Source organism: uncultured Desulfovibrio sp. (genome assembly GCF_949282365.1).
In the GTDB taxonomy this organism is placed as follows: domain Bacteria; phylum Desulfobacterota; class Desulfovibrionia; order Desulfovibrionales; family Desulfovibrionaceae; genus Desulfovibrio.
Genome location: NZ_CASDOY010000002.1, coordinates 108,080 through 122,637 on the forward strand (window position 1 = coordinate 108,080; position 14,558 = coordinate 122,637).

The 14,558-nt window shown below is 65.2% G+C and carries 10 protein-coding genes and 1 tRNA gene; 8 read left to right on the top strand and 3 right to left on the bottom strand.

The genetic code is table 11. The features are described from left to right. Window positions 1-298: 298 nt before the first annotated feature. Window positions 299-392 (bottom strand) — tRNA-Sec (locus Q1X76_RS01550). A gap of 325 nt (window positions 393-717) precedes the next feature. On the opposite strand from Q1X76_RS01550, the gene ftsH reads away from it, so the two are divergent. The 7 genes from ftsH to Q1X76_RS01585 all read left to right on the top strand — a co-directional run bounded on the left by ftsH (window position 718) and on the right by Q1X76_RS01585 (window position 9,638). Next, window positions 718-2,682 carry an ATP-dependent zinc metalloprotease FtsH gene (gene ftsH, locus Q1X76_RS01555; protein ID WP_300717611.1) on the top strand — a complete coding sequence of 655 codons (1,965 nt, stop codon included), beginning with the start codon at window positions 718-720 and terminating at the stop codon, window positions 2,680-2,682. An 88-nt stretch (window positions 2,683-2,770) separates the two neighbouring features. Then, window positions 2,771-3,571, top strand: a complete 801-nt coding sequence (gene folP, locus Q1X76_RS01560; RefSeq protein WP_300717612.1) for a dihydropteroate synthase — start codon at window positions 2,771-2,773, stop codon at window positions 3,569-3,571. Window positions 3,572-3,733: 162 nt separating this feature from the next. Then, window positions 3,734-4,468 (top strand): diadenylate cyclase CdaA, encoded by a 735-nt coding sequence (cdaA, locus tag Q1X76_RS01565; protein ID WP_300717601.1) that lies wholly within the window; start codon window positions 3,734-3,736, stop codon window positions 4,466-4,468. After that, window positions 4,455-5,384 (top strand): CdaR family protein, encoded by a 930-nt coding sequence (locus Q1X76_RS01570; RefSeq protein WP_300717602.1) that lies wholly within the window; start codon window positions 4,455-4,457, stop codon window positions 5,382-5,384. Before cdaA ends, Q1X76_RS01570 begins: the two co-directional genes overlap by 14 nt. 32 nt (window positions 5,385-5,416) lie before the next feature. Further along, window positions 5,417-6,769 carry a phosphoglucosamine mutase gene (gene glmM / locus Q1X76_RS01575; RefSeq protein WP_300717603.1) on the top strand — a complete coding sequence of 451 codons (1,353 nt, stop codon included), beginning with the start codon at window positions 5,417-5,419 and terminating at the stop codon, window positions 6,767-6,769. A 124-nt stretch (window positions 6,770-6,893) separates the two neighbouring features. Further along, window positions 6,894-7,766 (top strand): UTP--glucose-1-phosphate uridylyltransferase GalU, encoded by an 873-nt coding sequence (galU, locus tag Q1X76_RS01580; protein ID WP_300717604.1) that lies wholly within the window; start codon window positions 6,894-6,896, stop codon window positions 7,764-7,766. A gap of 342 nt (window positions 7,767-8,108) precedes the next feature. Beyond that, on the top strand, window positions 8,109-9,638 hold the full coding sequence (locus Q1X76_RS01585) for a DnaA/Hda family protein (RefSeq protein WP_300717605.1): 1,530 nt from the start codon (window positions 8,109-8,111) through the stop codon (window positions 9,636-9,638). Between the two features lie 341 nt (window positions 9,639-9,979). Here the strand turns inward: Q1X76_RS01585 and Q1X76_RS01590 are convergent, their stop codons facing one another. Next, on the bottom strand, window positions 9,980-12,043 hold the full coding sequence (locus tag Q1X76_RS01590; protein ID WP_300717606.1) for an elongation factor G: 2,064 nt from the start codon (window positions 12,041-12,043) through the stop codon (window positions 9,980-9,982). A 364-nt stretch (window positions 12,044-12,407) separates the two neighbouring features. Then, a complete protein-coding gene (locus Q1X76_RS01595) occupies window positions 12,408-12,830 on the bottom strand; it encodes a thioesterase family protein (protein ID WP_300717607.1) in 423 nt (140 codons plus the stop codon). On the opposite strand from Q1X76_RS01595, the gene Q1X76_RS01600 reads away from it, so the two are divergent. After that, window positions 12,825-13,976, top strand: a complete 1,152-nt coding sequence (locus tag Q1X76_RS01600) for an MltA domain-containing protein (RefSeq protein ID WP_300717608.1) — start codon at window positions 12,825-12,827, stop codon at window positions 13,974-13,976. The genes Q1X76_RS01595 and Q1X76_RS01600 overlap by 6 nt on opposite strands. Window positions 13,977-14,558: the final 582 nt, after the last annotated feature.

Consider the following 14,558-nt stretch of genomic DNA (forward strand, 5'->3'; position numbering starts at 1 on the left):
CCGCCGACAGCCCCCCAGGCAGCTCTGGCAACTGCATGGCAGGAGACTGGCCGGAGCAGGACGGCAAAGGACAGGCCGCCAGCAGCAGGGGCGGTAACGGGGAAGACGATAGGGGCCTGGACATGGTATGATGATGCCCGGCAGGCAGACAAAAGGCAATGCGCCGACGGTATCCCGGCGCGCCGTCTGCTGCGGGACAGAGGCTTTTTGCCGTTCTCCCGTCCCCGGCAGGAGGAGCGGGGGAACGGGCACAAAAAAGTCCGCAGGCACGAGGCTTGCGGACGGGATGTTCGCGGGATGGCGGAGACGTATAGGAGTCGAACCTACCGCAGACGGTTAAGCCTGCCACCGGTTTTGAAGACCGGGCGCCACACCGGTGACGACACGCCTCCCCACGTTTTTTTGTCTGCCACAAAGCCCGACGGAAAGCAAGCCTGCCGCGCGGGACGGCATCCGGGATGGCGACCATGCCCGTCCGCGCCTGAAGGAGAGCCTGCCCGCGCGGCGGCCGGGAGGACTTTTTCCCGCCGTCCTCCCGTCCGGCCATTGCCAGACGGGAAAATAGACTTACCATATCCCTGACTCCCGGGCGGCTCGATTGACACCGCACCACCGCTCAGAGTACCGTGACTCCTTGGCGCAGGCCGCTGCGCCATCAGCGAAACGCTTTACCGCTCTACAGTGGAGGCCGATTTGAATCAGTTTAGTCGCAACCTGATGCTCTGGGCTGCCATAGTCCTTGCGATGGTCATGCTTTTCAATATGTTCCAGCAGCCGCAAAGCTCGGCCCAGAAAGTGTCCTACACGGATTTCATCGGCCGTGTGGACGGCGGGCAGATCAGCTCGGTGGAGATCCAGGGCAACACCCTCATCGGGCGCGGCCCGGACGGGGTGTCCGTCCAGACCTATGCGCCGCGTGACAACGAGCTGGTGTCCCGTCTGCTGGACAAGAAGGTCGAGGTCAAGGCCCAGCCGCCGGAAGAACAGCCCTGGTACATGACCCTGCTGGTGTCGTGGTTCCCCATGCTGCTGCTCATCGGCGTCTGGATCTTCTTCATGCGCCAGATGCAGGGGGGCGGCGGCAAGGCCATGAGTTTCGGCCGTTCCCGCGCGCGCCTGCTCAACCAGGATTCGGCCCGGGTGACCTTCGCCGACGTGGCCGGTGTGGACGAAGCCAAGGATGAACTTTCCGAAGTGGTGGAGTTCCTTTCCAATCCCAAAAAATTCACCCGTCTGGGCGGCCGCATCCCCAAGGGCGTGCTGCTGGTGGGGCCTCCAGGCACCGGCAAGACCCTGCTGGCCCGCGCCGTGGCCGGTGAGGCCGGCGTGCCCTTCTTCTCCATCTCCGGTTCGGATTTCGTGGAAATGTTCGTGGGCGTGGGCGCCTCGCGCGTGCGTGACCTGTTCGTGCAGGGCAAGAAGAACGCCCCCTGCCTCATCTTCATCGACGAGATCGACGCCGTGGGCCGCAAGCGTGGCGCGGGCCTGGGCGGCGGTCATGACGAACGCGAACAGACCCTGAACCAGCTGCTGGTGGAGATGGACGGCTTCGAGAGCAACGAGGGCGTCATCCTGCTGGCCGCCACCAACCGTCCCGACGTGCTGGACCCGGCCCTGCTGCGCCCCGGCCGCTTCGACCGCCAGGTGGTGGTGCCCACCCCTGACCTGCGCGGCCGTCGCCGCATCCTCGAGGTGCATACCAAGCGCACGCCGCTGGCTCCCGACGTGGACCTGGACACCCTGGCCCGCGGCACGCCGGGCTTTTCCGGCGCCGATCTGGAGAACCTGGTCAACGAGGCCGCCCTGCAGGCCGCCAAGCTCAACGCCAGCAAGGTGGACATGCACGACTTTGAATACGCCAAGGACAAGGTCCTCATGGGCCGCGAGCGCCGCAGCCTGATCCTTTCCGACGAGGAAAAGCGCATCACGGCCTACCACGAGGGCGGTCACGCCCTGGCGGCCCGCCTGCTGCCCGGTTCCGACCCGGTGCACAAGGTCACCATCATCCCGCGCGGCCGCGCCCTGGGCCTGACCATGCAGCTGCCCGAGGAAGACCGTCACGGCTATTCGCGCAATTATCTGCGCAACAATCTGGTGGTGCTGCTGGGTGGCCGCGTGGCCGAGGAGATCGTCTTCGACGACATCACCACCGGCGCGTCCAACGATATCGAGCGCGTGACCCGCATGGCCCGCAAGATGGTCTGCGAATGGGGCATGAGCGAAGCCATCGGCACCCTGTCCATCGGCGAGACCGGTGAAGAGGTCTTCATCGGCCGCGAATGGGTGCAGAACAAGAACTACAGCGAAGAGACCGCGCGTCTGGTGGATGCCGAGGTCAAGCGCATCGTGGAAGACGCCCACGCCCGCTGCCTGACCCTGCTGCGGGACAACCGCGCCATCCTGGACCGCATCGCCCAGGCCCTGCTGGAGCGCGAGACCATCACCGGCGACGAGCTGGACCTGCTCATGGAAGGCAAGCCCCTGCCGCCGCTGGACGCCAACGGCAAGCCCGTGAAGCAGGCTCCTGCCGGGGATTTCGTGCTGGAGGCCGACGACGCGGACGACTCCGTCGCTGCTGCCGATGGCTCCGGGGACGGCAAAGCCGCGGAAGCTCCCGAAACGACTCCCGATGACAGCAAGGATGTGCGGACCCCTGATGAAAACGAACAGCGCAAGCAATAACATGCCGGAAAAGGAGCCGTCCCGCCGGGGCGGCTCCTGGCTGTGTCTTGGGGGCGGGGCGGTGACGACTCCTGCCCCCTTCGGCGTTATGGGCATCGTCAACCTGACGCCGGATTCCTTCTATGACGGCGGCACGCACGATTCCGCCGATCTGGGCCTGGCCCATGCCGTGCGCCTGCACGCGGAAGGGGCCGACATCCTCGATCTGGGCGCGGAATCCTCCCGGCCCGGAGCGCGGGCCCTGACGCCGGAACAGGAGCTGCTGCGCCTGATGCCCGTGCTGCGCGAGCTGCGGCGGGAGATCCCGGACGCCGCGCTCTCCGTGGACACCTACCATGCCGCCACGGCCGCCGCAGTGCTGGAGGAGGGCGCGCAGATCATCAACGACATCTCGGCCTGCACCTTCGATCCCGGCCTGCTGGACGTGCTCGTCCAGTACAGGCCCGGCTATGTGCTCATGCACAGCCAGGGCCGCCCGGACGTCATGCAGGACGCGCCCCGCTACGACGATGTGCGCAGCGAGGTCATGGCCTTTTTCGAGCGCGGGCTGCGCCGCCTGACCGCCGCCGGTCTGCCGGAAGAGCATATCGTGCTGGACCCGGGCATCGGCTTTGGCAAGACCCTGCGCCACAATCTGGAGCTGCTGTCCCATGCGGAGGACTGGCTGGCCTTCGGCCGTCCGGTGCTCATGGGCCTTTCCATGAAGTCCCTGTTCGGGCATCTGCTGGGACTGGCCACGCATGAGCGGGGCGACGCCACCCAGGTGGCCACGGCCCTGCTCTGGGAAAAGGGCCTGTTCTGGCACCGGGTGCATGATGTGGCCGCCACGCGCCGGACCCTGACCCTGGCGGCGGCCCTTCGGGATCCGGGCTTGGCCTGCGGGGCCTGATACGGCCGCCGGCCGCGCTGACGGCGCATTTTGCCTGTTGCGCCGGCGTGCGCTTGTTTTTATACTGCGCGCCGTCTGTCCCGGCTGTCTGTGCGGCGGGGCGGACGACGGGGGCTGCGTCGTCTTCGCGGCGAGGATCTTCTGATTCCCAAGGATGGGACCGTGCTGGAACATGTGGTTTTTGAATGGCGCGACGCGCTGGACATCCTGCTGGTAGCGCTTTTGCTCTATCAGGTCATCCAGCTGTTGCGGGGCTCGCGCGCCCTGACGGTGCTGACCGGTCTGGGCCTGCTGACCCTGCTGTACTTCATTTCGCGCAGCATGGCGCTCTATACGCTGACCTGGCTGCTGCAGCATGTCTTCGGTTCCCTCTTCCTGCTGATCGTCGTCATCTTCCAGAGCGACATCCGGCAGGCGCTGGGCGAGATCGGTACCAACAACCTTTTCCGCAAGCGGACCCTGCAGCATTCGGCCGTGGAAGAAGTGGTCATGGCCTGCGTGGAGATGGCCCGCCTGCGCATCGGTGCGCTCATCGTCATCGAGCGCGGCACCCGGCTGGACGACATGATCAAGCGCGAGGGCGTGCGCGTGGACGCGCTGCTGTCGCGGCAGCTGCTCATGAACATTTTTTATCCCAAGGCCCCGCTGCATGACGGCGCGGTGCTCATCAGCAAGGGCCGCATCACGGCCGCCGCCTGCATCCTGCCCCTGGCCGAAGCCAAGGGGCAGTCCTTCGGCACCCGGCACCGCGCCGCGCTGGGCATGACGCAGGAATGCGACGCCGTGGTGGTCGTGGTCTCGGAAGAACGCGGCGAGATCTCCGTGGCCATGAAGGGCGAGCTGGTCCGCAGCCTGGATGCCACGCGGTTGAGGCAGGTGCTCAATGATATTCTCTAAAAACGGCCGCAGGGCGCCCCATCTCCTTTCCCTGCTCGTGGCCTTTGCCGTTTCGGTGGGCATGTGGTATGTGGTCAGTGTGCGCGACCGTCTGGAAGTGCAGCTGGAAGTGGGCATCGAGTACAACGGCATCCCCTCCGGCCTGGTGGTGACGGACGGTCTGGTCAACAAGGTGCAGGTACGCCTGCGCGGGCCCGAGATCCTGTTGCGCTCCATCTCCTCGCGCAGCCTGACGGAAGCCATCAACCTGTCCAACATCAAGAAGGGCACCACCATCGTGCCCCTGACGGCGGACAATATGGGGCCGAGCCTGCGGGCCTTCGAACTGGTGGACGTGCAGCCGCCCCGCATCGTCATCACGGCGGATACCCTGGCCGAGCGCAGCGTGCCCATCCGGGCCGTGCTGGAATCGCCCCTGCGCAGCGGCGCCCTGACCGTGGAGAACGTGACGGTCTCGCCCGCATCCGTGACGCTGCGCGGGCCTGAGAGCGTCATCTCCTCCATCAACAACCTGCCCCTGAGCATTCGCCTGGATCCCAAGGCTGCCGGCACCACGGTGGAGCAGACCCTGCTGCTGGACACGCCCAGCCTGGTCACCTCCAATCCCGCTTCGGTGAAGGTGCAATACACCATCACCAGCGGGCGCACGGTGGTGTCGCGCCGTTGCCGGGTCTCCGTCGAGGCGCAGAACGCCGCGCAGTTCACGGTGGAGCCGGCCTATGTCGAGGTCATGGTGGAAGTGCCCGAGGCCCTGGCCCGCAATGCCTCCTATCTCAAGCGGCTGGAAGTGATGGTGGTGCCCCCGGCCCTGGAACCGGGACAAAAAGGCACGGCGGAGCCCCGAATCCAGTTGCCGGAAGGCATGACCATCTTGAATCCCTCTTTCGACAGCGTTACTATTACCCGCAAGAAGTAGCCTCCGGCGCGTGGCACCGGCAAGGAGATCCCATGGCAGAACGTCTTTTCGGCACCGATGGCCTGCGCGGCCCTGTCAATATCTATCCCATGACCGTGGATGTGGCCCTGCGTCTGGGCCTGGCCGCCGGGGTGCGCTTCCGCAAGGGATCGCACCAGCACCGCGTGGTCATCGGCAAGGATACCCGCCTGTCCGGCTACATGTTCGAGTCCGCCCTCACGGCGGGCCTGTGCGCCGCGGGCATGCACGTCATCATGACAGGCCCCCTGCCCACGCCGGCCATTTCCTTCCTGACGCGCAACATGCGCGCGGATCTGGGCGTGGTCATCTCGGCCTCGCACAATCCCTATTCCGACAACGGCATCAAGTTCTTCGACGCCGACGGCTTCAAGCTGCCCGACGAGGTGGAGAACGAGATCTCCGCCATGGTCCTCGACCCCGACATGCGCTGGCCCTATCCCGATCCCGACAAAGTGGGCCGCGCCAGCAAGATCGGGGATGCCGGCGGCCGCTACATCGTCTACACCAAGAGCTGTTTTCCGGCCCACCTGACGCTTTCCGGCCTGCGCATCGTCATCGACTGCGCCAACGGCGCGTCGTACAAGGTGGCTCCCCTGGCCCTGGAAGAGCTGGGGGCGGAGGTCTTCCGCCTGGGGACGGAACCCAGCGGGACCAACATCAACGACCACTGCGGCTCGCTGCATCCCGAGACCCTGGTGGCCAAGGTGCGCGAGGTGCGCGCCGACGTGGGCCTGGCCCTGGACGGCGACGCCGACCGCCTGATCGTGGTGGACGAAAAGGGCAATATCCTGGACGGCGACCAGCTCATGGCCCTGGGCGCCCAGGCCATGATGGAGCGGGGCGAGCTGCCCGGCAATCTGCTGGTGGCCACGGCCATGAGCAACCTGGCGCTGGAGATCTTCATGAACGAACGCGCCGGCCGGCTGTTGCGCACCAAGGTGGGCGACCGCTACGTCATGGAAGCCATGCGCAAGACCGGCGCCATGCTGGGCGGCGAACAGTCGGGCCACCTGATCTACCGCCAGTACAGCACCACCGGCGACGGCCTGCTTGCGGCCCTGCAGCTGCTGCGCATCATGCGCGAAAAGGAAAGGCCCCTTTCCGAGCTGGCCGGCCTGCTGCACCTCTTCCCCCAGAAGCTCATCAACGTGCGGGTGGAAAAGAAGCTGCCCTTCGAGGAGCGTCCTGCCATCGGCAAGGCCGTGGCCGACGTGGAAAAGGCCCTGGCCGGGCGCGGCCGCGTGCTGCTGCGCTACTCCGGCACAGAAGCCCTGTGCCGCGTGATGGTCGAAGCCGAAGACGAAGACAAGGTCAATCGCTACGCGCGGGATCTGGCCGACGTGGTCAGCCGCGAACTGCGTTAGGCATACTGTCCTCCCCTGGAGGAACGATGCATCCCGAAAGATGCCGCGGGCCCGTCCCGCGAGACACGCAAGAACCATGTCCCAAGCATAGCTCTGTGACGGGCATGCACTGATGGAGGAGAACATGAAGCATATTCGCAAGGTCGTCATACCGGTAGCCGGCTGGGGAACGCGCTCTTTGCCTGCCACGAAGAATATCCCCAAGGAGATGCTGCCCATCTACAACAAGCCTGTCATCCAGTATGTTGTGGAAGAAGCCCAGCGCGCCGACATCTCGGACGTGATCTTCGTCACCAACCGCGACAAGAACGTCATCGAAGACCACTTCGACCACAACCTGCAGCTGGAAGACGTGCTGCAGCGCGCCGGCAAGCTGGACAAGCTCAGGGAAGTGCAGGAAGTGGCCGAAATGGTCAACATCCTTTCCGTGCGCCAGAAGCGCCAGCTGGGCCTGGGCCATGCCGTCATGTGCGCCCGCAAGCTGGTGGGCGACGAACCCTTTGCCGTCATGGTGGGCGATGACCTGATGTTCAGCGGCGTGCCCGGCATCGGCCAGCTCATCGAGGTGGCCATGGCCGAGAAGATGCCGGTCATCGGCGTCATGGAAGTGCCGTGGGACAAGGTGAGCCGCTACGGCATCATCGACGGTGAGGAAGTGGCCCCCGGCGTGTACCGCGTGCGCGACATGGTGGAAAAGCCCAAACGGGAGGACGCGCCTTCCCGTCTGGCCATCGTGGGCCGCTACATCCTGACCCCGGATATCTTCGACTATCTGGAAAAGGTCACGCCGGGCCACGGCGGCGAGATCCAGCTCACCGACGCCCTGCAGGCCATGGCCAAGGAACGCGGCATGATGGCCGTGCGCATGGCCGGCATGCGTTTCGACGCCGGCGACTGGGCCGAATTCCTGAGCGCCAACATCTATTTCGCCCTGCAGGACGAGTCCCTGCGCTACGAGCTGCTGGGCCTGCTCAAGAATTTCGTGCAGTTCAAATAAGCTGATGTTACCGTGACCAGCGGGCCGTTGCCACGTCAGTGGCAGCGGCCCTTCTTTCGCGCATACGGGCCTTGCGGAGCCGGGGAAAAAAGGGCAGAATAGCAGAGGTTCCAGAAAAAAGAGGAATGATGCCGGTATGTTTTGAAAACCGGCACAGGCGCGGTCTTCCGCGGTCTTCCTGCGTGTCATGTGGTTGACAGAGGGGCAGGAAAAAAACTACACCGTAGCGGGCGCGCCGCCGGAAGAAGGGCCGGCGGTACTGACGGATGGACGGGGACACGACAGAGGCAGCGGGACACGGGAGAGCCTTTCCTGCTGGCGGCCACATTACACGGGCGGGCAATGGTACGCATGCAAGAGCAATGGCAGAAGATTTCTGAAAATTTGAAGGATGCCCTCAATCCCGGCATCTTCAAGGTATGGATCCACCCTCTGGACGCCCGCGTCGAGGGGAATAGTCTGTACCTTGCCGCGCCCAGCGAGTATGTGGCCCGCTGGCTGCGCGACCGCATGCAGGACACCCTGCGCGCTGCCGCCGCTCCCGTCCTGCAGGTGGCGCCCGAGACCGTGGATATCCGCATCTCCTGCCAGAGCGCCGCGCCTGCGGCCTCCGATACCGCCGCGCCCCATGCCGCAGCTGCTTCGCCGCTCACGGACGCCCTGCCGCTCCAGGAGGAGCGCGCGCCGCTTTCTTCCCGGCCGCAGCCGGCACCTCCGGCCCAGCCCGCCTGGCAGCCCAGCCAGTGTTCCCTGCCCCTGTCCGCGCCCAGTCTGCGCCCCCGCTCCCGTCAGCGCTGGCGCTTCAGCTTCGAGGATCTGGTGATCGGTCCCTGCAATGCCATGGCCGTGGCCGCGGCCAAGGACATCTGCCATGACGGCGGCTGCGTGGAGACCCTGTTCGTCAGTTCGGCTTCCGGTCTGGGCAAGACCCATATCATGCAGTCCGTGGGGCGCGCCGTGCAGGAGCAGGGCGGTCAGGCCCGTCTGGCCTACCTTTCCGCCGAGGATCTGGCCTCGCGCTATGTGGCGGCCCTGCGCAGCAACGACGTGGAAAGTTTCCGCGCCCGCCTGCGCGACCTGGACGTCCTGCTGCTGGAAGACGTGCATTTCCTGCAGGGCAAGGAAAAGATGCAGGATATGGTCCTGACCGTCATCAAGAGCCTGCAGGACCGTGGCGGCCGTGCCATCTTCAGCAGCAGCTTTTCGCCGCGGGAGCTGGAAAAACTGGACAGCCAGCTGGTCTCCCACTTCTGTTCCGGCATCGTCTCGCCCCTGGAGCGGCCCGATGCCGAGATGTGCCGCCACATCCTGGAGCGCAAGGCCAAGAGTTTCCAGGTCCTGCTGCCGGACGAGGTCTGCGACCTGCTGGCCGGACGCCTGCAGGGCGATGTGCGCCAGCTGGAATCCTGTCTCAAAAGTCTGGTCTTCAAGGCGCGCATGCTCAACTGCGGCCTGAATCCCGAGCTGGCGCTGGAAGTGCTGCAACAGTACGCCACCGTGGATTGCGGCCCGGATTTCTCCGCCATCGTGCGCCTGGTCTGCGAAAGCTACGGCCTCAACGAACGCCAGCTGGCCTCGCGCTCGCACAAGCAGCAGTATGTGCTGGCCCGCAACACCATCTATTATCTGGCCCGCAAGCATACGGACCTTTCCCTCAAGGAGATAGGCGAACGCTTCAACCGCCGCCACTCCACGGTCATCAAGGGCATCACCTCCCTGGAACGCGAGATAGCCAACGAGTCCCGCGTGGGGCGGCAGATCTCCCGCGCCATGGAACTCATCGAGCGTAATGCGGGCATCCGCCCCGCGGCGGGCCTGACGGACAAGGGCCCCACGCTCCAGCCGTCGGCTCCCCGCCTGCTTTCCCTTTAGACCACCGTCAGTTACAGGGCCCCTCACGGGGCCCTTTTTTCGTCAGGGTCTCCAGCCGGCCGTGTCCGGCAGGCACGCAAGCTCGTGCCTCCGCCGGGATGTCTGCGCCCGTCCGGCAGCCGTCTCTCCCTGCCGTCTGCATCACGGACCGGGGCCGCGCCCTTTCCACGCGTCCAGGCAGGACATGCGGCGGTCTGTGGTCGTCGCGCTCCCTTCGGGCCAGCCTTTTTTCCTCCCGTCCGCAGGGAGCATGGGCCACCGGAGACGCAAAAAGGCCACCCGCATGGCGGGTGGCCTTGGACTTCAGGAAGAAGTTTTGCCGTCCAGGCGCGTGCCGGGCCTTATTCGCCGGCCACGGCCTTCTGGTGTTCGGCGATGACCTTGTCGGCCACGGGCTGGGGAGCTTCCTCATAATGGGCGAATTCCATGGTGAAGAAGCCCTGACCGGCGGTCATGGAACGCAGGTCGGGAGCGTAGCGCAGCACTTCGCTCATGGGCACATGAGCCTTGATCTCGGTGACGCCGGCGGCGGAGTCGGAACCCAGCACCTTCCCGCGACGCGAGGAAAGGTCGCCGATGACGTCGCCCATGCATTCGTCGGGCACGGAGACGGTCAGCAGCACGATGGGTTCCAGCAGCACGGGCTTGAGGCTTTCCATGGCTTTCTTAAAGGCCAGGGAACCGGCCACCTTGAAGGCCATTTCGGAAGAGTCAACGGTATGGTAGCTGCCGTCATAGACCTTGACGCGGAAGTCCACCACCTGGCAACCGGCCAGGAAGCCGCGGGCGGCCGCTTCCTGGATGCCCTTGTCGATGGCGGGGATGTACTGGCGCGGGATCACGCCGCCCACGATGGCGTCTTCGAAGACATAGCCGGAACCGCGGGGCAGGCCTTCCATCTCGATCCAGCAGTCGCCGAACTGGCCACGGCCGCCGGACTGCTTCTTGTGGCGGCCCTGCACCTGCACCTTGCCGCGCACGGTCTCACGGTAGGGCACCTTGGGCGTCTTGAGGATGATGTCCACCTTGAAGCGGCGTTTGGCCTTTTCCACCGAAAGTTCGATGTGCAGCTGGCCCATGCCGGACAGCAGGATATCGCCGTTTTCTTCGTCGCGGGCCAGACGCAGGGTGACGTCTTCGTCCAGCAGGCGCTGGATGGCGGAGTAGACCTTGTCTTCATCGCCCTTTTCCTTGGGAGCCAGGGCGTAGGTGATGAGCTGCGGCGGTAGTTTGGGCATGGGCAGGGCGAAGGGCTGCTTTTCGTCGCAGAGGCTGTCGCCGGTGCGGGTGTTCTTCAGCTTGGCCACGGCCACGATGGCGCCCGGGCCCACAGGTTCCTTGCAGGGGGTCTGGGTCTTGCCGGTCAGGAAAAGCAGGCTGCCCAGCCGTTCGCTTTCGCCGCTGCGCATGTTCTTGAGAGTGGCGTCACCGGTGATGGTGCCGGAGAGGATGCGCACCAGGGAAAGCTGGCCGGAGAAGGGGTCGGCCAGGGTCTTGAAGACGAAACCGGCCACGGGGCCTTCGGGATCGGGCAGGCGTTCCTGGCCCTGGGCATCCATGAAGGCGGGGCGCTCGGTGGCGGCGGGCAGCAGGGTCTGGATGGCGTCCAGCACGGCCACGCCGCCCTTGTTTTCCAGCGAGGCGCAGACCAGCACCGGACAGAGCTCGCAGGCCAGCACGCCCTTGCGCAGGCCGACCTGCAGGTCTTCCAGCGACAGGCTGCCTTCTTCCAGGTACTTTTCCATGAGCTCTTCATCGCTTTCGGCGATGTTTTCCACGGTCAGGTCGCGCAGCAGGCTCACGTCGTCGCCCAGATCGGCGGGCACGTCGCATTCGCTGACGGCGCCGTTTTCGCCAAAGGCATAGGCTTTGCCGGTCAGCACGTCCACATAACCGGTAAAGGCCTCGCCCTCACGGATGGGCACCTGCAGGGCCACGGCCTTGACGCCCAGGGTGGACAGGCCGTCAAAAGCCATCTGGAAGTCGGCGCGGTCGCGGTCCATCTTGTTGATGACGAAGATGGCGGGCAGGTTCTCGGCGCGGGTGAGGTTCCAGAATTTTTTGGTCAGGGGGCGCACGCCGTCCACGGCGTCCAGCACGAAGACCACGCTGTCCACGCCCTTGAGCAGGCATTCCATATCGCCGGTAAAGTTGCCGTCACCCGGGATGTCAAGCATGAAATGGCGGTTCTTGTTCCAGAGGCAGGTAGCCACCGCGGGCTGGATGGAGCCGCGACGACGTACTTCTTCCGGTTCATAGTCGAGGCAGGTGGTGCCGTCTTCAATGGCGCCCATGCGGGTCAGCGCGCCGCTATTGAAGAGGAGCATCTCGGCCAGCGACGTTTTGCCGCAGCCGCCGGTGCCTACAAGTGCGTAAGTACGTTGGGTATCCACGGGGTTGGACATGCTAAAACTCCCTTAGTAAGCGATATGGCGGGCCCGGGGCCGCCGGATTTACGAAGGTAGGGTGTGACCTTTCACACACAAGTAGTAGAAGCATAGCCCGTCGCGGGCAAAAAGGGAAGTGCCCGGAATCTTTTGGGACGGCTTGACATCCGCGCCCGGAACGTCAAAATAGATGGCCTGCCTGCGCGGGGCAGGACGGCGGAAGCCGCCGTGAAGCCTGAAAATCCCCGGCCTGACGCGGGCTTTTGCCCCTTGCGGCCGGGCATGGCCCGGTACAGGGCAAAAAAGATCGTGGAAAATTTTTTCACTGCTACGAAAAAAGCCGGGGATCCCCCGGCTTTTTAGGCGGATGGCCTTCTGGCGGCTACTTCAGTTTGCCCATCAGGTCCCGCAGCCAGTCCGGTACGGCCACGGGCCGTCCCTGGCGGTTCACCAGCGCGTGCTGGGTGCTGCCGGAGGCCAGCAGGCGCGTCTTGTCCTCGTTCCACATCTCATATACAAAACGCAGGGACGCGCGGCCCCATTCGCTGATGGCCGTATGCACCTGCACCAGGTCGTCATAGTGGGCCGGGGCACGGTAACGGCACTGGGCCTCACGGACGGGCAGGATGATGTCCTTTTCCTCCACATCGCGGTAGCTCATGCCACAGGCGCGGATGAACTCGCTGCGCGCCCTTTCGAAGATGTGGAGGTACTCCGCATAATAGAGAACGCCCATGGTATCTGTTTCACCGTACGAGACCCGGTGAGTGAACCAGATGGCCGGGGAAGGAAAATCGTCATGCATCAGAAAACTCCTTTGCGTGTGGGGAGGGGGCTCCCGCGTCTGGCGCTGTGCGCCGTGCTGCTGGCCGCCCTGGCGCTGGCCGGCTGCGGTTCGCGGCAGCCGCGCGAGGAATACCTGATCCCCAAGGGGCCCGCCGTGGGCTTCGAGTCGCCCCAATTCTTCACGGAACACCTTGCGCCGCAGAACCAGGACCTGCAGTCATGGCGCGAGATGGCGCCTACGGTGCGGAAATCCCTGCGCTATGTCAAGAGCAAGCCCGCCGGGGGCGTGGCCGTCGACCGCCCCGGCCTGCGCCTGACCTGGGGCGACATGGAGCGCACCCTGCTGCGCCTGCAGGAACTGCTCCCCCGCCTGGACAGCGAACCGCAGCTCTTCCTGGAAAACTTCCAGTGGGTGGAAGTGCCCTCCGGCATCGCCTATTCCGGTTATTACGAGCCGCGCGTCAAAGCCAGCCGTACGCGCAAGCCCGGCTATGAGCAGGCCATCTACGCCCTGCCGCCGGACATGAAGCAGTACAAGCGCCGTCACAAGGGCCGCTACCATACCCGCCGCCAGATCGAGGAGCAGCAGCTCCTGGCCGGTCGGGGGCTGGAGCTGGCCTGGGCCGCCGACCCCGTGGACGTCTTCTTCCTCGAGATCCAGGGCTCGGGCCGTCTGGTCTTCGACGACGGCACCGAGGCCTTCGTCAACTACGCGGGCCAGAACGGCCACAAGTACAAGAGTTCGGGCCGCATCATGCGCGAGAAGGGCCTGCTCAAGCGCGGCGACATCTTCGAGCAGCGCCAGTGGTTCAAGGACAATCCCGAACGTGTGCGCGAGATCCTCAACGAGAACCCCAGCTACGTCTTTTTCCGCTATGGCAGCCGCGGCCCCACCGGCGCCATGGGCTATGTGGTGGACGAATGGCTCTCCCTGGCCGTGGACCGCAGCTACATCCCGCTGGGCGCGGTGGTGGCCTTTGGCGTCAACGTGCCGGACGAGACATACGGCAGCCTGCCCCTGCGCGGCATAGGCTTCGCCCAGGACGTGGGCGGCGCCATCAAGCAGCGCCGCATCGACCTGTTCTGCGGCGGCTCCGAACGCGCCAATTATGTGGCCAGCCATCTGGACGCCCCGGGACCGGCCTGGGTGCTGGTGGCCAGGTGATCTTGGGGGCGAGGCTTCTTGGGGGGAGATGGGCCGTTGCGTTGCCGTCGCTGCCCGCAGCTTTCTTCGTCGCAACGGGCCCGGCCCTGCGGGCCGCCTGCGGTCGCTCCAGGCGGGAAAAAGGTGGCCCTTCCCCGCAACTTCCCCCCCTTCTCCCAAAAATTCCCATACGATTTTTCCAGAAGGTCCCCGTCGTTGACTGGCGGACAGCATGGAAACGGACATCCCCGGGATGTCCGTTTCTGCTTTTGCGCCTTTGGGCCGTCGGCCGCAGGGCAGGAGCGGAGAGCATGGCTGCTGCGTGAAAATGCTCTTTGGACCGTGCCGGCCTGTTTTCAGGGCGGGTGATGCGTACGGTCGGCCCCTTTGGTAGTGCTTCACCCCAGTTCCCTGACGTTGTGGGGAAGAACAGGGCTGCCCGGCTCCCTGGTCTTCTCGGGTCAGGGGCCGGAGTCCTGACCGTCAGGCAGCGGCGGAGACCTGTCATGCTGACCTGGGGAATGTTTTTTCAGGGGTGGGGGAGAGTTTGAGGGGGGGGCGGGGACGGTGTTTTCAAAAAACGTCCCCGCCCCCCCCTCAACA

Bases quoted from the DNA above. Each gene is read 5' to 3' on its own strand.
- ftsH (WP_300717611.1), top strand. From the start codon at position 718: ATGCTCTGGGCTGCCATAGTCCTTGCGATGGTCATGCTTTTCAATATG.
- folP (WP_300717612.1), top strand. From the start codon at position 2,771: ATGGGCATCGTCAACCTGACGCCGGATTCCTTCTATGACGGCGGCACG.
- Q1X76_RS01570 (WP_300717602.1), top strand. From the start codon at position 4,455: ATGATATTCTCTAAAAACGGCCGCAGGGCGCCCCATCTCCTTTCCCTG.
- glmM (WP_300717603.1), top strand. From the start codon at position 5,417: ATGGCAGAACGTCTTTTCGGCACCGATGGCCTGCGCGGCCCTGTCAAT.
- galU (WP_300717604.1), top strand. From the start codon at position 6,894: ATGAAGCATATTCGCAAGGTCGTCATACCGGTAGCCGGCTGGGGAACG.
- Q1X76_RS01585 (WP_300717605.1), top strand. From the start codon at position 8,109: ATGGTACGCATGCAAGAGCAATGGCAGAAGATTTCTGAAAATTTGAAG.
- Q1X76_RS01590 (WP_300717606.1), bottom strand. From the start codon at position 12,043: ATGTCCAACCCCGTGGATACCCAACGTACTTACGCACTTGTAGGCACC.
- Q1X76_RS01600 (WP_300717608.1), top strand. From the start codon at position 12,825: ATGCATCAGAAAACTCCTTTGCGTGTGGGGAGGGGGCTCCCGCGTCTG.
- Q1X76_RS01595 (WP_300717607.1), bottom strand. From the start codon at position 12,830: ATGCATGACGATTTTCCTTCCCCGGCCATCTGGTTCACTCACCGGGTC.